The following is a 19,624-nucleotide window of genomic DNA, read 5'->3' on the forward strand; positions in this document are numbered from 1 at the left end:
CATAATTTTACCTAGTATATTATACCCAATTTTTCTCGAAAAAAATAGGACAACCCAAAAGTGATTGTTTGGTGTTGTCCTTTTTTATACTCTCTTAGAATCTGCCACCAAAGAGGTTCATAAACGGATTATTTGTAGTAAAATCTTTTACAATGATTTCTCCAAATATTCTAGCAACAAAAACTGAAATTATCAACCCAACAACGATTGATAAAACAACGATATAAAATTTGTTTTTTTGATTTTTATCAATAGATAACTCCCATAAACAAATCGCATTTGTAATATTAATCAAAACAAATGAAGCGATAAAGAATAGATAGAAAAGCTGTGAATCACCTTTGAGTAAAAATGAAAGTACAAAAGTAAATAAACTGATATAAACAGAGAGACTGTTTGGTGCATAGATATAATCAAATGCTTCGAGAAAACTCATCGAACGTTTATAAATCTTCGTTCCGACGAGATACAAGACAAGAACGCCACCCAATAAACTCAATCCAATCCATAAGAAAATGTGGATAGCATATGGGAAGGCTGAAGCCTTTGTTGATGTATAATGGAAGATTGGTGAAAATGCATGGCTAATAGCTAAGCTACTGAATAAAGAAATCAAAATAAAGTTGATTAAGCCAAACCAATTAGTTTCTACCTGGCCGATTTTTGGTTCCTTCACATTTTGATTTAAATAATTTAAATAATTTTTTCCATTTTTAGATAATTGCTGAACTGTCTCATTATTTTTTAATTGTTCTGCTGAGAACCCTGAATTGCCAGAATTAGTCTGTTCTGACTGTTGGTTTGATACTGCCTGTATAGGTTCACTTATTGTCTCAGGTGCTTGTTCAGATTTATTTTGTAAGGGAGGCTCTTGAGCCGTGTTAACGACCTCTTCTGATTCAGCTATCTGTGTTGATTGGTCTCCCTGCTGGTTTTGTGTCGATGTTTTTACCGGTTCTAATTCCTGCACCTTTTCTTTTGGTTCCGTCTCAGAACTTGATAAATTCACAGACTCTTGTTGAGGCTGTTCCTCTGTCTCGCTTAATTTTTGTGGCGCACCACAAAATGGACAAAATTTGACATCGACTTTAATTTCTTTCCCACATTCCGCACAATACTTCATGTCTACCTCCTATATTTCTGTCATTTAATAATAATGTTCATCGTTATAACAATACCGTATTTTCAGTTGACTTGCACTATTTTTTTAAATTTTTTGTGACAGTTTTGTTTAAATACTCATTTTCTTAAGATATTTCTCTACTCATTCATATGAATAGTCATTTTTACTAAAAATTCTATAAGCTTTTGATAATTCTAAAGAGGATTATTTTTTCTCAACCACACTATTTGATGAAGAAAAAAACAAGCATGAAGTTGAGACATAAACTTGTAAAGTTCTGTCCCAACCTCACGCTTTAAAGAAAAATAAACGGTAGGCCAAAAGCATCTCCATCTTCGCTCTCAACAACCTCTACACAGGCCACATACTTTTGAATTAAAGACTCCTAACTAATCGCTTTTGGCTTGGCGTCTTTTTTATTTAGCGAATCAAATCGATGGTAGGATTCTCCATGATTTGTCGAATTTGTTCCTTTGTCGTTAAGGGTACATCGCCTTGTATCGTGTGGGCGATTGCCGCATTAACTGTCGCAAATTCCACCGTTTCATCAAGTGTCCAGTTTTCACAGTAGCCTAACAGTAAACCTGCTGCATAAGCATCCCCGGTTCCAATTCGATCTAAAACGTTCAATTGCTTAGGAGTTGATTCAATCACTTGAGTCTTTGTATAAAGCAAGCCTGTCATTTCTTTAACCATGTTAATCTGTTGTCTTTTTGTTCCAGCAAACAATTCCAAATCATAGTGTTTGATAAACCGCTGAATCAATTCTCTCTCTTGTTGTCCTTTTTCAAGCTGCTCATTCACTGGCAATTTTAACAAATCAGTCAAATCTCGGATACTTCCAAAAACGATTGAACAATAGGGTAAGATGGTTTCATATTGTTCTTTCATCAGTTGGACTTTGTTTTTCTCCGTATTCAAGCTAGGACGAAAATTGAAGTCAAAACAAACCTTAACTCCTTGCTCAAAAGCTTGTTTGGCTAGAGCTTGCGCTGCACGTCTTGTTTCATCCGTCAAACTCAATGAGATGCCGCAAATATGCACCAAATCAACTGTCTTCAATAACTCTGTGAAATCATAATCTTTGTCATCAGTTTGACCAAATGAACTACTATGACGATTTTGATAGGTCACTTGGGTGGGGCGCATACCGTAACCCATCTCGGCAAAATACGTCCCCATATGCTGATGTTTTTGTTGAATAAATGAATCCTTGATACCCAATTGACGAAGACTAGCTCTGGCAGCATCCCCAATTCGATTGTCAGGAAGCGTCGTAACAAGATAACTATCTACCTCAAAATGTGCTAAGTTACTCATGATGTTAACGCCGGTTCCCGTATACTCCATTCGTAAGGAACGGGCTTGTTCCAGTAATAAAAACTCTGGTGGTGTAAGGCGAAGCATCACTTCACCGAAAGCAGCGACCTTCATTGACATCCCTCTTTATTTTAACGTATTTTTCATCATTTCGACTAATTTCTTGACGTCTTCAACCTTGGTATCGCCTGTTTGATTATCGATAACCGAGCTATACACATGAGGAATAATTTTTTTGACGCCAGCATCTACGGCGATTTGAACGATTTCTTCAAAGTTCTCCAAATCGATGCCTCCTGTTGGCTCCAAATAAAAATCATACTTCGCACAAGCTTCTGCGACGGCTTTATATTCTTCTTTGTGGGCCAACCCCTTCATCGGGAAGTACTTAATCGAGCTGCCGCCCATATCCTTTAACAACTTGATAGCTGTTTCAATAGGGACTTCTCCTGTTGGGGCGCCTGAGCTTAGTGGCCCTGTCGCAATATTTACAATCCCGACTTTTCCAGTTGGTGAGACCAAGCCGTTAATGATCGACTCGTCTTGACCTAATAACGCACGAGAAGTTCCCACTCCTGTGAACACTTGGTTCACATGTTGTGGCTGCAACACACCTGACAGACGAGACACCATTTGACTTTGGTTCGGATCTCCCGCGCCTAGTCCAACAGACAAGGCATTGTTTGTTGCTTCTTGATAACGTTTCATGTCTTCAATCGCCGCTTCATCTGTCGCATAATTTTTTGAAAGGACACCTAAGACTACGTGTCCTTCTGCCGCTTCGTAACAAGCCTTCGCATTTTCTACAGAATTCGCTAAAACGTTCAAACAGATTCGATCCTCTAAATAATTGGGTGTTAATGACATAAATTTTCTCTCCTTCATTGTTCTTGTTAGTCTATTGGTTCCCATGAGCGATAGTTTTATTCGTACTCATCTAGTAAACCTTACCAAACGCCTACATAATTTCTTTCAATCGTTGGACGATTTTATTCATTTCCTCTTCATTAACAGAACGGATATCAAACTCAATAATCCCATTATTCGCTTGATATTCACGCGTATAGACAGCTGGGTTCTTCTCTTTTAATTCAGCGATGACTTCCTTGGCTGATTTTTCACCCGTCACCTGAACACTGCCGCGATAAATATCACGCCCCGCACCATCTTGAACCACTTGAGCTGTAAGTCCTTTAATCTTATTGAGACCCTCAATAAAAGGGACTAAGCGAGTTTTCATTGACACCCCTGATTCACTGCCCTTTGCCAGATAGTCTTCAATCGCTTGGGTAAAGCCTAGAATATTGTCTTTCCCAATCTTCATCGCCCGACCAATACCTTTTCCTTGCAGACGAACCCACTCAATCAAAGTTTTCTTGCCAATTACAAGGCCCGCACTTGGTCCTTCAATTGCTTTGGCACCCGAATAAATCACCAAATCAGCACCCTCAGCTACGTATTTAAACAAATCTTCTTCCGCTGCTGCATCCACAATCAGTGGCAGCTGATGGCTCTTAGCAACCGCCGCCGCTTCTTTCACCGTTAACATACTTTTTTGAACCGTGTGGTGGCTCTTAATGTACAAGATTGCTGCAGTTTGATCAGTAATCATCATCTCCACATGTTCTGCTGAACACATATTAGCATACCCTGCTTCGACCACTTGACCGCCACCTTGTTGAACCATTACTTCAACCGGCGTCCCATAGTCAACATTGTGGCCTTTTGGTAAAAGAATTTCCCGCGCGGTTATTTTTTCCGTGTACGGATGATAGGCATGAAAAAGACTGCCTTGTCCAATCACAGCCGCCACACTTTGGGCAATCCCGGCTGAAGCTGAAGAGACGATTTGGGCATCCTCCACCTTTAATAGATTGGCGATATACGCCCCTGTTTTCTCACTCAAATCAGCCATCTCAAAAAAGTGTTCCCCACCGAACTGTTGTGCCTTTAGAACTGCTTCAGAAACCTTTGAAACACCTAAAATCGTCATTCGTCCGGAAGCATTAATGACTTCCTTTAGCCCAAACTTTTCATAACTAATTGTCATAAACGATTCCTCCAATAATTGTTTTTACTGGTGTAATTTGTTGATTAGTCATACGAGTATAACCGTTAGAATCTGTTAACTCTTTTTCCTTCTCCTCAATCTTAAACAACGTAAAGTCAGCATCATAACCCACTTGGACTTTTCCTTTATTTCGAAGACCAAAATTCTGCGCTGGTGCTTCAGTTATTTTATTGATGATTTCTGCCCATGAATAGCCAACAACAAATAATTTTTCTAACGTTGTCGCCATATCATAAACAGGCCCGTTCATACGGTTGCGAATATAGATATCAGTACTGATAGACCTAGCCTGCAACCCTTCTTGTAATGCCTTTTGTGCAACATGGAAATTAAAGCTATCCGTCCCATGACCAATATCAAAGATAACTCCTTTATTGTAAGCATCCCAAACGAAGGACTTAATTTTATCTGTTTCTTGGTCCAAGATTCCATTCACTTTTCCATTAAAACAATGTGTCAGGACATCTCCTTTTTCCATTACCGACAAAATTTCTTCTAATTCTGGTGGCGCAGATCCCACATGAACCATCAATGGGAGGTGTTGATTGTCTGCTTGAATTTTTTTGGCCATCTCTAACGGAGTAATCCCATTATCACCGATGACGGTTTTACTCATACGTGCTTTAATACCCACAATAAAATCCGGTAATGACTGCAAGACTTTTCTGACAAGCGCTTCTTTGACTTTAGACAAATCGGCTAACTCATCTTGTTCTACGATACCCCATTTTGAAATATTAACCAACGCATAAACATTCGTTTTTGCTTGTTGTGCTAACTCATAAAATTCATGAATATTTTCTGCCCCAGTTGTTCCAGCATCAATCACCGATGTCACGCCTTTTTCAACGCCAATTTGATCAGGGTAGTCATAGTAAAGATTCATTTTTTCAAAACAATGAACATGATCGTCAATCCACCCCGCCGAAAGAAAGACATCTGGGTCTAAAACGATTGTCTGTTTTGCATCCTCTGTGATTTTTTCTTCAACTGCGACTATTTTCTGATCCCTCACACCAATTTCGAGTTTAGTCCCATCAATTAGTCTTGCCTCTTTGATAAGTAAATCTAACATTTTCATCCCTACTTTTCTCATCTTACTTTGCGGAAAATTTAAATTTAGTCCACGGCTTAATAAATGGTAATAGAATTCTCTCAGTCTCGGTCACTTGCCCCACTTTGTTTTTTCTATCATCAGTGTGTGGCTCTAAAACAATTTGTAGTTCATTTTTATATTTCCCAAAAGTATCATTTCCAATCACAATGTCTCCTACTTGAAATTCTTGATGATTATTGTGTGGCTGATTGGCTTCATTTTTATATTTTTTTCGGACCTCAGTTGAACGAACCACTTGATGAGTAATATCCCCTCGACGGAAATGCTGCTCATTCAGAACAATCGCCTTTTCCACCTCATTCACATCATCAACAAATTCAACCGCAAGCTCAGTCTGATAACGATTCAATGCACCCATTTTTTCTAATTCTTCATCTGACGCATAAGCATTGCCAATGATGACATCATCAATCAAACCCGTCGCAAATAAGTGTTTTGTGGCCACATCAACCGCCAAATGACGATGGGCTTCTAATGTTGGTAAACCATCATTGACATCCCATGGTCCCACCGTTCCTGTCTGTGAAGAAACAAAGGCTGCCGTACGTAGTCCTTCTTTTTTAAACCGAATACTACAGCTTTCAAAAAAGTCATAAGGTAGAGCTGTTCCTTCTTGCGGATAAAAATTATGACAGCCGTAAAGAAACGGTTTATTCGCTTGGTACGTCAAAATATTATCTAGATAAGCCACATCATTACTCATATTTAATTCGACAGCCAAGCCAAACGGATTAAAGGTCAGCATCGCCTCTTTATTGCCATCAAAACCGACATCTAAACGAATGCCATCTGCGCCAACTTCATGGAAGAAGGTCATATCGTCATAGGAAATTTGTAGCTCGTCAAAGATATTAGGGGCAACATCTAAAATGGTTTCAAATCCTAGCCCTTTTGCATATGAAATTAATTCTTTAAATTTAGCTTTTACGACTTCTGTTCCTTCTGTTACTTCAAGCATACTCATAAAGATGCGGCTAAACCCACACTCACTCGCTTTTTTCAAATAAGCCTTGTCTTTGTTTATATCACTATGGTCTGGATAAACTGAGACTCCTAATTGACGTTTCATACACGTTTCCCTCTTTCCATGTCTTCAAATTTCGAACGATATTTCCCGGCAATGATGGAACTTGCTATCACCGTCACTGTAGCTGTCGCATACACACCGATGCCAATTAATTGCCCCAAAACCATCGCTAAAGCAATCGCCACTAATGAGAACAATAAAACATATCGTAAGCGCATAGCTAAAATTTTCTCAGGCAACATTTTTTTCTCTACCAAGATCTGGCAAATAAAAAACAACCCAATATAATAGATAAAGCTCATCATAGAATTCACCAAAGAGGAAGGTTCATTTCACCCTCCTCTACCTTTTTATTATATTATTTTGTAGCTGCTTCTGCTTGTTTTTCTTCATGTTCTTTTTGTAACTGTTGTTTTTCAAACACTTTAAAGAATGGGTAGTAAATTCCTAAAGTCAAAACAAAGTTAAAGATTACCAAGATAGCCGCTGGAACACTCCAGTTTGTACTCATCCAAGCCGCGATTGGTGATGGCATTGCAAATCCTAAACGTGCCACCATCATTGGTACCACACCTGTAATCGTTAAGAAATAAGAGATGGTTGTTGTAATTAATGGTGCTACGATAAAGGGAATCCCTAATACTGGGTTCATAACAATCGGTGCCCCAAAAATAACTGGTTCATTAATATTAAAAATCCCAGGTAAAAATGACAAGCGACCTAAACTTTTTAGGTACTCTGATTTTGAGAACATCATTAAGACTACTAAAGCAAGAGTTGTTCCTGCTCCACCAATCCAGATAAACCATTGTAAGAATTGTTCAGTAAAAATGTTTGGCATATCAAATGCGCTGACATTATTTTGGAAGGCGTCCATATTTTCTGCAATTGACATATCCCAAAATGGACGAATGACCGGTCCCATGATAGCAGGCCCGTGTATCCCAAGTACCCAGAAGAAACAAATTAAGAAGACTGTTAATAATCCTCCAAACAAGCTATTTCCAGCCAACACGTCTTTTAACGGCATTAAGATCTGACTTAAGAACCCATTAATATCAAAGCCTAACATGTGGCGAATCACCCAAAATAAAATTAAAATAGCGGCACCAGGAATTAAAGCAATAAATGAATTTGAAACTTCCGGTGGTACCCCCTCAGGCATTTTAATCGTAATATTTTTTACGATAAATAGTCGATAAATTTCAACTGAAATAATAGCTGTCACAATAGAACCAAACAATGATCCTGAACCTAGATTAGCAATGTTCATATAACGTCCAGCAGCAACAATATTCTCAACATCTTTAAACACGCGAAGTGGGGGTGCTGCGGTCACTAAGAAAGCCATCAGTGCTAAAATCCCTGCAGTTAATGAATCCAATTTGTAACTTTTTGCTAGAGAAGAGGCAATCCCAAACGTTGCATATAATGCTAAAATCCCAACTGTATAACGAAACGGAATATCTAAGACTTCTCTATAGGGTTCAATGATTGCTGCAACTGATTCAATCGGAATATTTAATAAAATTGTAAAGAATGAGCCGACAATTGTCAGTGGCATCGTTGCGATAATCCCTTTTCTTATTGCTGTCATATGACGTTGTGAGCCAATCTTATTCGCCAACGGCATGATCTTTTGCTCGATGACTCCTACAAATCCATTCATTTTGTGTCCCTCCATTTATTCGTAATCTTTTATTTTATCAATGAATGCAAAATAAATATAACATACTAACATTATAATGTAAACGATTAAGATGAAGTTCATTTGTTGTCTATTTAAAGAAATAGTCTACAATAATGAGCGATAATCTGGCTCAAATCAGTGGACTAAAACATTCCTTCCGTAAACTTGTGCTTTCTGAAAATTCGGTTGTTCTACTTAATGTGTTTTCTAAAACAAAAAATACCTATTATGAAAACTTTAGATTTTTGAAAATAAACCAAACAGAAACCTGAAAAGTGTCAGGAAATTTATTGTGAAAAAACTTTCTACCATCCAAAAGATTATCCTTTCTTTAATGATCGAGTAGAGGGAAAAGTTAATTAACTTTTCACCCCTCTCACACCACCGTACAAGCCGTTCGGCATACGGCGGTTCAACTTATATTGCAGTGTGCACTTTTAGATAATAACTTAATGCAGAGGGAATTCCTCTTTGCTTTAGTCGTTTAGTGGATAACGCTCTATGAACAACTTTCGATAAGCCAATAAACCGATACCCCTTTCGACAATACGTTAAGCCTTTTGCCTCTTCTTCTGGTATTCCTAACTGAATCAAAGAACGGATTCTTTTCCTATTATTCTTCCACTGCTTCCAGATAATGACTCGTATCCTTGAACGAAGTTTCGCGTCTATTTCCGTGAGTCTCCCTTTCATTTTCGCTTTGCGAAAATAGTTTATCCAACCATAAATCACTTGTTTGAGTTTCACAATCCGTTCATCAAGAGAAATACTTCTGTTCCTTTTTGTTAGCTGACGTAATTTCCGTTGAAATTTCTGAATAGAGTCCTTATGTGGTCTTGGTTGATAGCTTTTTGTATGACTGTCAAAATAAAAGCCAAAACCTAAAAACTTGGTTTGATTTGGACGGCTTATCTTGCTTTTCTCTGCATTGACAATCAATCCTAATCTCTTTTCAATGAACGTCGTCACTGACTCTAGTACTCGCTGCGCTGACTTTTCACTTTTGACAAAAATCACACTATCATCTGCATAGCGAGCAAAATGGAGACCTCTTGATTCTAGTTCTTTATCTAGTTCATTTAACATAATGTTACTCAACAATGGGCTGAGATTTCCTCCTTGCGGTGTACCTATAAGGGTATCTTCATAGTTTCCATTCTTCATTACGCCACTTACTAGATACTTCCGAATAAGGGATATAACATCTCCATCTTCTATTGTGAACGAAACAATTCGCATTAGTTTATCATGATGGACGGTATCAAAGAACCGTTCTAAGTCAATATCCACTAACCAATCATATCCGTTATTCATATAGTCCAATGCTTGAATAATCGCCATTTCACAACTACGGTTTGGGCGAAAATCATAACTATACTCACTGAATTGTCTTTCAAATAACGGGGTGATGATTTGACTAATCGCCTGTTGGATAACTCTATCCACTACTGTTGGAATACCTAATTGACGCATTTTCCCATTTTCCTTTGGGATTTCAACTCGTAAAGTTGGCTGTGGCTTATATTTACGTTGACGAATTTGGGAGCGAAGTTCTTCTTTGTGTTCCCGAAGATAGGTCTTCAATTTTTCAACCGTAATACCATCTATTCCGCTTGCCCCTTTATTACGGTAAACACGTTTGTAGGCTTGGTTCATGTTCTGATTACTCAGTATTTGTTCTAAAAGTTCCATACTCGTTTCTGCCTTCCTTTCACGTAACGAAAAATCGTTCTCTTTTGACTATCCTTTGAGATACGCTCATACTTTCATCATTAACACATTCAGAACTAACTCTTCCGCGCATTCGTGGTGTAGAAACACTATAAGTTGTTCGGTCCTTCATGAAAAAAAAAAAAAAAAAAACCTTTCACTACTATGACCTCGGCTGACTTCTCACGATAAACCTTTTTCGACCGATTTTCTTATTAGGGGACTCCTCAATCGTCCGTGAGACCTCCCAGGGTAAGACAACTAACTTTCCTCTTTTACTCGTCTGATCTACCCGATAAGTTTACGCACATCTTTTGGACTTTGGTTTGTTTGGGAACCTTATCCACTTACCGAGCCTTGGTATCAGATTTCTGTTCGTCGAGCCAAGAATTTGATACACGCTTCCTTCAGCCACATCCTCACGAATGCCACCTTGCGTTTCTCTAGCGATTGGTCGATGTGTACCCTCGCAGTGGACTTTCACCACCTAGCTAATTGCCATGCCTGGCGCACCAAAAAAAAACACCAACGATTTCTCGTTGGTGTTTGTGCGGTATTCAATTGCTCAAATAGATAAAACCTTCTCCACAAAAGTCTTCATCCGACCCCCTACATCCGGTAGGTGACTCGCGTCGTGGCCTCCGCTAAATCAATCTGGTTGTCGCATCTAAAAGAATACGAAACCATCTCGACCCGTCGCATAAATAGTAGTTTAACACAGTTCAAAGAAATACACTAGTTTTTCTCAAAATCTATTTGAATCCTTTGTTTATTTTTGCCCATAATAAGCCGTTTCGCCATGTTTACGAAAATAATGTTTATCTAATAAAAACTGAGGAATTGGTTCAACCTCTGGAGTTAGCTTCTCCGTCTCGCTCGCCATTTTACAGACTTCCTCAAGTACCAAACTGTTCTGCACTGCCTTGTTTGGTGTCTCACCCCATGTAAATGGACCATGGCCATAGACTAAGACGGCAGGCACTGCTTCAGGATCTAGTTTATTTTCTGTAAATCGTTCCACAATCACATTTCCTGTATGCACTTCATAAGCTTCCTCAACTTCTTTTTTTGTCAGCTGTCGTGTACAAGGAACGGGGCCATAAAAGGTATCTGCATGAGTGGTTCCATAAGCTGGTAGTGCTCGACCAGCCTGAGCCCACATTACTGCGTGTGTTGAGTGTGTATGAACGATTGAACCAATACTTGGCATCTCGTTATATAAAACGACATGGGTCGCTAAATCTGATGACGGTTGAAGGCTTTCTTTTTCCAAAACCTGCCCATTCAAATCCGTTACGACCATTTGTTCTTGGGTCATCTTTTCATAATCAACCCCACTTGGTTTTATCACAATAATGCCCAATTCGCGATTGATTTCACTGACATTTCCCCATGTCAATTTGACTAATCCTAACTTGGGTAAGATAAGGTTCGCTTCAAAGACACGTGCTTTCATTGCAGCAATTATTTGCTCATTTGACATCATAACCCGCCTCCAATAATTTAGGATATAGATACGCCTTTGCTTGCTGAATCTCTTGTCTAAACTCAGGACTTGTTTCACTCCACATCTCAATCAAAAAAGTGCCATCATACTCTAAACGCTTGAGACTTTTCAGCATGCCCAAAAAGTCAACACAGCCTTCGCCAAAAGGAACATCTCGGAACTGACCTGCAGATTCACCCGTCACAGGATAAGTATCCTTTAAATGGATCGAAGTAATACAATCAATCCCTAACTCGAGTTCATTGGCTGGATTATTCTCAGGCCAGGCTGAAAGATTACCCAAATCAGGGTAGACCTGCAGATAAGGTGAATGAATCTGTTGTTTTATTTGGACAAATTTTTGAATAGAGTTCATAAAAGGATCATCCATAATTTCTATTGAGAGAATAATCCCATATGTTGAGGCCAATTTCACACCTTTTTTTAATCCTTCAATAAATCCTTCACGACTCGTCACAGATTTTTTTTCATAATAGACATCATAACCAGCAATTTGAATAATCTTAACGCCTAACTGATGGGCTAAAATAATTGCCTTTCTCATGATCTCATCTGCTTCTTCGCGTGTTTCAGCATTTACTGAACCAAATGGAAAGCGTCTATGAGCACTTAAGCAAATTGATTGAATCCGAGTATCTGCTTCAAACATAACCTCGCGAACTTGGCGGATTTCTTCTTTAGTCCAATCTAAGCGACTAATTCGCTCATCCGTCTCATCAATCGATAATTCAATAAAGTCAAAGCCTAATTCTTTGACCAGACGGAAACGTTCTGCCCAAGAGATATCTTTAGGTAATGCTTTTTCATAAATTCCTATTTGGGCCATTTACTCACCCCATATCCGCTGAATTTCATCTTTAAACGCTTGCGCTGCTTTTTCTGGTTCAGCAGCACCTGAAATTCCTCTTCCGGTAATAAATGTATAGACGTCAATTCCTTCAAATAACGAAAGTGTACCTACATCTAGACCACCCGTTACGGAGACATTAAAGCCCATGTCAATCAGCTTTTTGACTTTATTCAAGTCTTTTTCACCCCAAGTCTCACCAGATAATAAAGCATCTCTACTTTGGTGATAAATCGCTTGCTTAACCCCGATATCTAACCACTGTTGCGCTTGCTCGAACGTCCAATCGCCATAAAGCTCAACCTGCAATTCTTTGACTTCTTTTTTTGCAGCTTCCATGGTTGGAATTGTCGCACAACAGATGACAGTCATAAAATCAGCTCCAGCATCTGCAACATTTTTAGCCACCGTTCCCCCAGCATCTGCACATTTCGTATCTGCAACCATTAACTTATCTGGAAACAGACTACGCAAACAACTTATCGCTTTTTGCCCTTCCTGCAGACAAAGGATAGTACCAACCTCAATAATATCAACAATATGACCAACCTTTACCGCGTCTGATAAAGCATGCTCCAAATCATTATGATCCAATGCAATTTGTAATTTAGGGATTCCCATTCTATTCATTCCTTTTATTAGTTGTTTTTGATAACACAGATTCAGTACCGTTATTTCATTTTTTTGTAGAGCTCTGACTCAGCAAATTTTTCTTCAATCTCTTTAGCTGACATCACATTACGAATACCAATGACCGTGACTCCTTTTTTCTCTGCTTGAGCAAACATCGATAAAAAGTTCATTGGTGTAAAGACAACTTCATACTGGCTAGCTGAGCTTTCCCCTTCAGAAATTGCACAGTGATGAATTTTTGTGATTTTGACGCCCAATTCCTTCATCGCTTTTTCAACACTTCTCATCATCATTAAGCTGGTTCCAGAACCATTTGCACAAGATACTAAAATTCTCATTTGTAATTCCTCCGATACTCTCTATTTTTTTTCAGTCAATAAGATTTTTTATTTCATTTACACTCATTTTTTTTATTTATTTAAAAATTTTTCAGCATATTCTTCATAATCGTCAACAATCATAAAGTAACCTTCTGGATTTTTGCGATATTGTAATTGAGGGATAATAAGTAAGCCGATGACAACAACCGCCACACCTACATAACCCAAGAATTTCATGATAACAGTGAATAGAGGCCAAGCAGTTGCCCAGTCGAACATTCCTAAATAGCCGCCGTATTGAGAAAGACCAATCCATGTCGCAAATAGTGCTGAACCACCGACTTGGATAATTCCTGATAAAAACGGGAAGATACATGCTGCTTTGAACCCGCCTCGGTTATTAGCAAATACTGCGATAACGGCATTATCAAAGAATAGTGGAATGAACCCAGCAATTACAATTGTTGGTGATTTAAAGATAATTAGTAAGGCAATCATCAAGAACTGACCTAAAGCTCCAAACAAGAAACCAATTGTCACTGCATTCGGTGAACCAAACCCAAATGTTGCTGCCACGTCGATTCCTGGTACAGCACCTGGAAGAATTGTATTGGATATCCCTTGGAAGGACTGTGTTAATTCATCAACAAAGGTACGTACGCCCAATTGTAGGATAGCGAGATAAACCGCAAAATTAAGTGAAGTCGTCATAATGTAAAACAAGAAGCTTTGCCCCTCTTGCATAAAGCCTGCTTGTATTAAGTAATCCTGCCCTAATACCAATAGAATGATTCCAAAGAAAAATAGCATTAATATGGAGGTTGCAACCATATTTTCATTAAAGATAGATAAAAACCCTGGCAATTCCATATCCTCTAGTTTCTTATCTGCTTTTTCTGATTTATGGTTTTTCTGATCCCGTTTTCTCATAAATTCTGCTAACTTAGCAAAAATGAAAATCCCAAACATCTGTTGGTGAGCGACCGCAAACCCCGCGCCCTCTGTTAACTCTTGTGTGATACCTACTGTTAAATTACTTGCCACTGCCCAATAACAACCTAAAATTAAGCCCATAAAAACAAGTACTTCAATTCTTCCCAAACTTGGGAAACAGAATAATAAAATCCAAAATGCTGTAGCAGCTTGTTGAATTTGAACATTCCCTGTTGTAAAAACGGCACGAAGCTTCGTATATTTTTGGAAACGAACTAACAAAATATTCATAATAAAGGCGATTAATAATAGAATCATCACATCCCCAAACGTTCGACCAAACGTTTCCTTCAAGCCTGCATCAACCGCATTTTGCCCAAAATAGGGGTCAGTAACCATCGCATTTAGATTAAAACGCTCTTTTAAGCCCACCAAAATCGGCCGAAAATTGTTAACCAATCCTCCTGAACCAACGGACAAAATAAAGTAACCTACCGTAGCCTTTAAGAAGCCTGCCAAACACTCATATAATGGACGTCGTAACAATATATACCCCAGTAATACAATAAATCCGATTAAATAAGCAGGCTGTGTTAAAATGTTTGTTGCAAAATATGTCCAAATACTTAGCAAAAATTCACCCATTTTTTCTCCTCCTAGAGATTGTATTCTTTTCCAACTGTCTTAAATTCTTCTATTGACTGTGTTTGAAGTAGGTCATCAATTAACCCATCTGTCATTAATAATTCCGATAGATTCTGAATGTTTTGCATATGCTCTTCCGCATTTTTCGCTGCTAAGGTGAAGAATAAGCTCGCTGACTTTTCCTCTTGCTGCTCACTATCAAAAATAATGGGCTGCTTCATTTTCGTAAATGAAATCGCCGTTCCAAACACACCCTGACTATCCTCAGAAGAGTGTGGCATTGCTACACCCGGAACAATCACAATATAAGGACCATGCTCATTCACACAATGAATGATTTCATCGACATAGGTTTGATCAATGATTTGTTTCTGTAGTAATTGTGTACAGCTTTCTTGTATTGCTTCTTTCCAATCTGTGCTATCTGATTCAGAATAATAGACCAGATCATTTTCTAAAAAATAGCGCAACATCCTACTTCTACCTCCTTGTAAAAATTAATTTATAGAAACGATGGGAATGGTGTATCGTTTTCTCCTGTAAACGCGTCATCAAATCCACGATAAAAATTAAACTCCAAATCATCTTTATTTGTTGGATACGTAAATTTGCCACCAACTTGCCAAATGTAGGGTTTAAATTGATACTGCAAACGATCCTTCTTAAATTTCCAAATTTCTGTAATTTCTTTCGGGTCTGCCATAAAGTTAGCCCAGATATCATAATGAACAGGAATAACCACTTTGGCATTTAATGATTCTGCCATTCGTAGCATATCAACAGATGTCACTTTATCCGTGATACCACGTGGGTTTTCCCCATAAGCACCTAGACAAACATCAATTTTGTGTTCATTCCCGTGTTTAGCAAACATATTAGAGTAATGAGAATCGCCTGCGTGGTAAATCGATCCACCTGACGTTTCGAATAAATAGTTCACCGCGATTAAATTCATATCTTGCGGCATTTTTCCTTTTAGTTCCATATCGGGATCTTCACAAGTAACTAATGCTGTTCTATCAAACGCTTCTAATGCGACAATATTGATGTCTTTAATTTTGACTTCTTCTCCAGGAGCCACAATTATCGTTTTTTCTTTAGGAATCCCCCAACGTAACCATGTTTCCACCACTTCCTTAGGACCAATAAATTTGGCGTCTGGGCAATTTTGGTGAACAGCCGCTGCCGTATTGATATCTAAGTGATCAGAATGGATATGCGTCACTACTAAAGCATCTACATTCTTGACTTCAAACGGATCAATAACAAATGGTTGTGTCCGTAAATTGGGCTGCATTTTTTTGACCCCACTCATACGCATCATTTGATGCCCTTTTTTCATCAGTCCATCGCCATGACTTCTTTTTCCCGTTCCGCACCATAAGTCACACAGGATATTGGTATTTTCATGTGATTTAATCCAGATCCCGGTACAACCTAACCACCACATAGAAACTGTCCCTTCCTCTACAATCGTTTGTTCAATCTCTTCATTTAAGTAAGTTCCCCATTCCGGAAATGTTGACAATATCCAACTTTCTTTTGAAACTTCGTTCACTGTATTTGCCATATTAATTGCTCCTTTGTGATTTATTTATCGTTTACAACCAAATCATAACGTCAATAAAACACAATGAAAACCCTTTTATATGATTGTTTGAACTTTATATGATTTTTCAGAACGTTTATATTTTGTATCCTGTATAATAAATCATATAAAAACTAATCAAGCATAAAACTTTACTATAAGGAGTCCTTCGCATGAAAAATTCAATTGCCAACATCGAGGCCCGCCATCAAAAAATATTAGGTGTCCTCGAAAAACATCAACAACTAACCACCCAAGAGCTCTCAGATAAACTCGAGGTCTCTATTAGTACAATTCGTCGTGATCTGAATATCTTAGAAGAAAAAAACGACATCATTCGCAAATATGGGTATTGTATTTTTAACTACAATAATCAACGAGACTTTGATCAGTCCGGTCCCGAGTTGATTAAACAGGCTATCGCTCGTATCGCTAGCACCTATGTCAGTGATTATGACACCGTCTTTATTAATTCAAGCTCCACAGCTTTGAGCGCGGTCAATCATTTTAAGGCCGAGCACTTGACTATTGTCACAAACAATCTAAAAATTGCCTCAACACCACATAATGCGAACTATAATTATATCGTTACTGGTGGCGAACTGCGTTTTCCAAAAGAAGTTCTCGTTGGTGACATCGCAGCAAATACGATTATGTCAATGAACTCTGATATTTGTATTATCGGTTGTAGTGGCGTAAGTATAGAGAATGGAATTACAACCAAAATTCTTAATGAAGCAAAGATTAACGAATTAATGATTAAGCACACCGTTAAACATAAAATATTGGTAGCCGATCACCGAAAAATGGGACGAACCTCTAAGTTTAAAATTGCCGACATCTCCGTGTTTGACTATTTAATCACCGATAAATATTGCTCCCCTGAACTACTAAAAGAAATCAAAAAACTCGGCTTAAAAGTAATTCAAGTCAGCTAATCGTAAGCCAACATGTCTTATAATAGGATACGCAAAATAAGCCAAAACAATGAAATTTGAAGAGTTAATTTCATTGTTCTGGCTTGTATTCTATTTTGTAATGAGGACGAGCATTCTAGCTTTATCAGCCTCCACGACCAGTTCATCTATTCAATCTGGGGTTTATTTTCTCTTATGCTTTTCTGTACAATCAGTCAAACTTGGTGTGGCTCCACGGTTTTTCAAAGTAATCAAAGGCCTCGTAAATATCGGCCAATGTGTTTCTTTCAACAGAGAGAGTCGCCTCTATTGAAGAGATCTCGTCACGTTTGTAAAAGGCGACGGCACTCGTTTCAAGCCCAGAGAAAGGAGCAACAGACTCAGCTTCACAGACACAGTAGATAAAAAATTTATACACATATTCCAAACTTTTCGGATATTCGTGCTTGGCTTTATCGACAACCTTAATTAGCCGTTTAGGCGTAACCGTCAATCCTGCTTCTTCTTTGGTTTCTTTTGTCGCAATTTCACCCGGAGAAAAACCAACATCCGCCCAACCACCAGGTAATGCCCAGCTACTATCACTCTTTTAAGGTCATGACTTTATAAGTTATGTCCCAACCTCATGGCTACTGACTGATTTCTTTTTCAAAGATAAAATCCGTCATCTCAAACCCTTCCCCGATTGGAGAAACCAAAACGCCTTTGTTGATGAAGCCTTTATGCTCATAGACAGCAATTGCCTGGGCGTTTTCTTGATTGACACGTAAATAAAGCTTATTTTTGTGGTTCTCTTGTGCCACTTCTTCATACCAATCAAACAAAGCAGAAGAATAGCCTTTTCCTCGCACAGAATCATTCAAATATATCTTACTTATATAAACTGCTTCCTCTTTCACCTCGTAGGCTGTATAACCCACTGACACGTTTCCTTCCTTTAAGACAAAGTAATTGGCGCCTCGCTTTATCTCTGACAGTATATTTTCAGGAGATTGATAGGTTCTCAACATGTACGCCACTTGATCCGCCCCAATAATCGGAGTAAATACCTCTGGCCAAATTTCTTTAATTACTGCATATAACGCGTCAACCTCATCGTTTGTTTTCACTGCATGTTTCTCAAGCTGCATCGAACTCTCTCCCTCTTTGATTTTCTCAAACCATTTTTTGTAAAACGACTCGACCAGTTCAACCGATTGAAGCGTCCTTTCTTTTGTCATAATCGGACTTGTTTGCCAGCCATTTTCTACACACTTATTGACATGGTTGACTTCAAATACAAACTCATTCGTAAACGCCGAAGAAATAGCCTGTGCCTTTTCTTGATTATCATAAATGACGGCTGTTCTTGCCTTCCAGAAATTTGGAACCTCTATTCGGCCTTTTTCACCATAAATAATTAATTGACTTGGTAAATCCAGTTTAACCGTTAGAAAAAGATCCGCCAAACGATTCGGCTCAAATTTTAAAGTAAGAGAGACTTGCTCGTCCACACCATCAGAAAAAGTCGCCGCACCGCTAGACTCGGCTATATCACCGAATAAATACGTTAAATACTCGATTGGATAACTACCTGAACCATGTAACAACCCGCCGCCTGCTTCCAGAGAATAAAACCAGCTCAGGTGGTCAATCTTGGGATACGAAGTGACCGCTTTTACGTAATGCACCTTGCCGATGATCTCCTTTTGAAGCGCTTCTTTGATTCTTTGAGTAATCGGTAAGAAAACAGCCTTTTGCGCTTCCATAATAAACAGGTCCTTTTCTGCTGCGACTCTAAAAAGTATTTTGGCATCAGAAGTCGTTAAGGTAAACGGTTTTTCTAATAGCACGTGTTTGCCCATTTCTAATGCAAGCTTTGCGGCTTCAAAATGTCCTTTATTGTAGGTAGCAATATATACCACATCAATGGTTGTATCCTGACAAAGCGCTTCGTAACTTCCATAAGCTTTTGGAATTGATAATTCGTGCGCCATCTTTTCAGCCTTGTCTATTGAACGAGACGCAATAGCTGCGACTACACCCTTATCACTTTGTCGCACCCCTTCAACAAATCGAGGAACAATTTGTGCTGTACTTATAATGCCATATCGAATGGTCATCTTCCAACTCCTCCATTTTAGCTATTTCTAAAATTTCTACTTTGATTTTATTCATCGCAAAGCAGGACCTCTTT

At 38.5% G+C, this 19,624-nt stretch carries 19 protein-coding genes and 1 pseudogene; 1 reads left to right on the forward strand and 19 read right to left on the reverse strand.

The genetic code is table 11. The features are described from left to right. Window positions 1-94 precede the first annotated feature (94 nt). The 16 genes from IGI37_RS14310 to ulaG form a co-directional block, all read right to left on the reverse strand. A complete protein-coding gene (locus IGI37_RS14310; RefSeq protein ID WP_438762746.1) occupies window positions 95-1,123 on the reverse strand; it encodes a zinc-ribbon domain-containing protein in 1,029 nt (342 codons plus the stop codon). A gap of 420 nt (window positions 1,124-1,543) precedes the next feature. Next, entirely contained in the window at window positions 1,544-2,557 is a 1,014-nt protein-coding gene (locus tag IGI37_RS14315) for a sugar kinase (RefSeq protein WP_438762747.1), read from the reverse strand. A gap of 12 nt (window positions 2,558-2,569) precedes the next feature. Further along, window positions 2,570-3,310: a 2-dehydro-3-deoxy-phosphogluconate aldolase gene (gene dagF / locus IGI37_RS14320; protein ID WP_438762748.1), complete on the reverse strand. Its 741-nt coding sequence runs from the start codon at window positions 3,308-3,310 to the stop codon at window positions 2,570-2,572. A gap of 91 nt (window positions 3,311-3,401) precedes the next feature. After that, window positions 3,402-4,493 carry a DgaE family pyridoxal phosphate-dependent ammonia lyase gene (locus IGI37_RS14325; protein ID WP_438762749.1) on the reverse strand — a complete coding sequence of 364 codons (1,092 nt, stop codon included), beginning with the start codon at window positions 4,491-4,493 and terminating at the stop codon, window positions 3,402-3,404. Further along, a complete protein-coding gene (locus IGI37_RS14330; protein ID WP_438762750.1) occupies window positions 4,483-5,589 on the reverse strand; it encodes an amidohydrolase/deacetylase family metallohydrolase in 1,107 nt (368 codons plus the stop codon). Before IGI37_RS14330 ends, IGI37_RS14325 begins: the two co-directional genes overlap by 11 nt. 22 nt (window positions 5,590-5,611) lie before the next feature. Then, window positions 5,612-6,700 carry a DUF871 domain-containing protein gene (locus tag IGI37_RS14335; protein WP_438762751.1) on the reverse strand — a complete coding sequence of 363 codons (1,089 nt, stop codon included), beginning with the start codon at window positions 6,698-6,700 and terminating at the stop codon, window positions 5,612-5,614. After that, entirely contained in the window at window positions 6,697-6,960 is a 264-nt protein-coding gene (locus IGI37_RS14340) for a hypothetical protein (protein WP_438762752.1), read from the reverse strand. Before IGI37_RS14340 ends, IGI37_RS14335 begins: the two co-directional genes overlap by 4 nt. A 56-nt stretch (window positions 6,961-7,016) precedes the next feature. Continuing rightward, a complete protein-coding gene (locus tag IGI37_RS14345; RefSeq protein WP_438762753.1) occupies window positions 7,017-8,327 on the reverse strand; it encodes a PTS sugar transporter subunit IIC in 1,311 nt (436 codons plus the stop codon). Window positions 8,328-8,765: 438 nt separating this feature from the next. Further along, window positions 8,766-10,040, reverse strand: coding sequence for a group II intron reverse transcriptase/maturase (gene ltrA, locus IGI37_RS14350; RefSeq protein ID WP_438762754.1), 1,275 nt, complete (start codon window positions 10,038-10,040; stop codon window positions 8,766-8,768). A gap of 787 nt (window positions 10,041-10,827) precedes the next feature. After that, window positions 10,828-11,541: an L-ribulose-5-phosphate 4-epimerase gene (locus IGI37_RS14355; RefSeq protein WP_438763658.1), complete on the reverse strand. Its 714-nt coding sequence runs from the start codon at window positions 11,539-11,541 to the stop codon at window positions 10,828-10,830. Continuing rightward, window positions 11,531-12,391, reverse strand: coding sequence for an L-ribulose-5-phosphate 3-epimerase (locus IGI37_RS14360; RefSeq protein ID WP_438762755.1), 861 nt, complete (start codon window positions 12,389-12,391; stop codon window positions 11,531-11,533). The genes IGI37_RS14355 and IGI37_RS14360 overlap by 11 nt, the downstream gene beginning before the upstream one ends. Continuing rightward, the gene (locus IGI37_RS14365; protein WP_438762756.1) at window positions 12,392-13,033 is read right to left on the reverse strand and encodes a 3-keto-L-gulonate-6-phosphate decarboxylase UlaD; all 642 of its coding nucleotides are present in this window, start codon (window positions 13,031-13,033) and stop codon (window positions 12,392-12,394) included. It lies immediately after the preceding gene. Window positions 13,034-13,083: 50 nt separating this feature from the next. Next, window positions 13,084-13,383: a PTS sugar transporter subunit IIB gene (locus tag IGI37_RS14370; protein WP_438762757.1), complete on the reverse strand. Its 300-nt coding sequence runs from the start codon at window positions 13,381-13,383 to the stop codon at window positions 13,084-13,086. A gap of 72 nt (window positions 13,384-13,455) precedes the next feature. After that, complete coding sequence (locus IGI37_RS14375) at window positions 13,456-14,943, reverse strand: PTS ascorbate transporter subunit IIC (protein WP_438762758.1); 1,488 nt, start codon at window positions 14,941-14,943, stop codon at window positions 13,456-13,458. Window positions 14,944-14,954: 11 nt separating this feature from the next. Then, a complete protein-coding gene (locus IGI37_RS14380) occupies window positions 14,955-15,416 on the reverse strand; it encodes a PTS sugar transporter subunit IIA (RefSeq protein WP_438762759.1) in 462 nt (153 codons plus the stop codon). Window positions 15,417-15,445: 29 nt separating this feature from the next. Further along, the gene (ulaG, locus tag IGI37_RS14385; protein ID WP_438762760.1) at window positions 15,446-16,513 is read right to left on the reverse strand and encodes an L-ascorbate 6-phosphate lactonase; all 1,068 of its coding nucleotides are present in this window, start codon (window positions 16,511-16,513) and stop codon (window positions 15,446-15,448) included. Between the two features lie 191 nt (window positions 16,514-16,704). Here ulaG and IGI37_RS14390 point away from each other — a divergent pair, with 191 nt between their 5' ends. After that, window positions 16,705-17,469 carry a DeoR/GlpR family DNA-binding transcription regulator gene (locus IGI37_RS14390; protein WP_438762761.1) on the forward strand — a complete coding sequence of 255 codons (765 nt, stop codon included), beginning with the start codon at window positions 16,705-16,707 and terminating at the stop codon, window positions 17,467-17,469. Between the two features lie 190 nt (window positions 17,470-17,659). On the opposite strand, the gene IGI37_RS14395 is transcribed toward IGI37_RS14390, so the two are convergent. The 3 genes and pseudogenes from IGI37_RS14395 to IGI37_RS14405 form a co-directional block, all read right to left on the reverse strand. Next, complete coding sequence (locus IGI37_RS14395) at window positions 17,660-17,974, reverse strand: hypothetical protein (protein ID WP_438763659.1); 315 nt, start codon at window positions 17,972-17,974, stop codon at window positions 17,660-17,662. 103 nt (window positions 17,975-18,077) lie between these two features. Further along, window positions 18,078-18,578, reverse strand: a complete 501-nt coding sequence (locus IGI37_RS14400; RefSeq protein ID WP_438763660.1) for a GNAT family N-acetyltransferase — start codon at window positions 18,576-18,578, stop codon at window positions 18,078-18,080. Between the two features lie 39 nt (window positions 18,579-18,617). Further along, window positions 18,618-19,550: pseudogene (locus tag IGI37_RS14405) on the reverse strand (Gfo/Idh/MocA family protein); the annotation flags it as partial. Window positions 19,551-19,624: the final 74 nt, after the last annotated feature.

Source organism: Enterococcus sp. AZ194 (genome assembly GCF_051713825.1).
Classification (GTDB): Bacteria; Bacillota; Bacilli; order Lactobacillales; family Enterococcaceae; genus Enterococcus_K.

Bases quoted from the DNA above. Each gene is read 5' to 3' on its own strand.
- IGI37_RS14340 (WP_438762752.1), bottom strand. From the start codon at position 6,960: ATGAGCTTTATCTATTATATTGGGTTGTTTTTTATTTGCCAGATCTTG.
- IGI37_RS14360 (WP_438762755.1), bottom strand. From the start codon at position 12,391: ATGGCCCAAATAGGAATTTATGAAAAAGCATTACCTAAAGATATCTCT.
- ltrA (WP_438762754.1), bottom strand. From the start codon at position 10,040: ATGGAACTTTTAGAACAAATACTGAGTAATCAGAACATGAACCAAGCC.
- IGI37_RS14315 (WP_438762747.1), bottom strand. From the start codon at position 2,557: ATGAAGGTCGCTGCTTTCGGTGAAGTGATGCTTCGCCTTACACCACCA.
- IGI37_RS14335 (WP_438762751.1), bottom strand. From the start codon at position 6,700: ATGAAACGTCAATTAGGAGTCTCAGTTTATCCAGACCATAGTGATATA.
- IGI37_RS14355 (WP_438763658.1), bottom strand. From the start codon at position 11,541: ATGTCAAATGAGCAAATAATTGCTGCAATGAAAGCACGTGTCTTTGAA.
- IGI37_RS14365 (WP_438762756.1), bottom strand. From the start codon at position 13,033: ATGGGAATCCCTAAATTACAAATTGCATTGGATCATAATGATTTGGAG.
- IGI37_RS14380 (WP_438762759.1), bottom strand. From the start codon at position 15,416: ATGTTGCGCTATTTTTTAGAAAATGATCTGGTCTATTATTCTGAATCA.
- IGI37_RS14310 (WP_438762746.1), bottom strand. From the start codon at position 1,123: ATGAAGTATTGTGCGGAATGTGGGAAAGAAATTAAAGTCGATGTCAAA.
- IGI37_RS14330 (WP_438762750.1), bottom strand. From the start codon at position 5,589: ATGTTAGATTTACTTATCAAAGAGGCAAGACTAATTGATGGGACTAAA.
- dagF (WP_438762748.1), bottom strand. From the start codon at position 3,310: ATGTCATTAACACCCAATTATTTAGAGGATCGAATCTGTTTGAACGTT.
- IGI37_RS14390 (WP_438762761.1), top strand. From the start codon at position 16,705: ATGAAAAATTCAATTGCCAACATCGAGGCCCGCCATCAAAAAATATTA.
- IGI37_RS14400 (WP_438763660.1), bottom strand. From the start codon at position 18,578: ATGCAGCTTGAGAAACATGCAGTGAAAACAAACGATGAGGTTGACGCG.
- IGI37_RS14325 (WP_438762749.1), bottom strand. From the start codon at position 4,493: ATGACAATTAGTTATGAAAAGTTTGGGCTAAAGGAAGTCATTAATGCT.
- IGI37_RS14370 (WP_438762757.1), bottom strand. From the start codon at position 13,383: ATGAGAATTTTAGTATCTTGTGCAAATGGTTCTGGAACCAGCTTAATG.
- IGI37_RS14345 (WP_438762753.1), bottom strand. From the start codon at position 8,327: ATGAATGGATTTGTAGGAGTCATCGAGCAAAAGATCATGCCGTTGGCG.
- ulaG (WP_438762760.1), bottom strand. From the start codon at position 16,513: ATGGCAAATACAGTGAACGAAGTTTCAAAAGAAAGTTGGATATTGTCA.
- IGI37_RS14375 (WP_438762758.1), bottom strand. From the start codon at position 14,943: ATGGGTGAATTTTTGCTAAGTATTTGGACATATTTTGCAACAAACATT.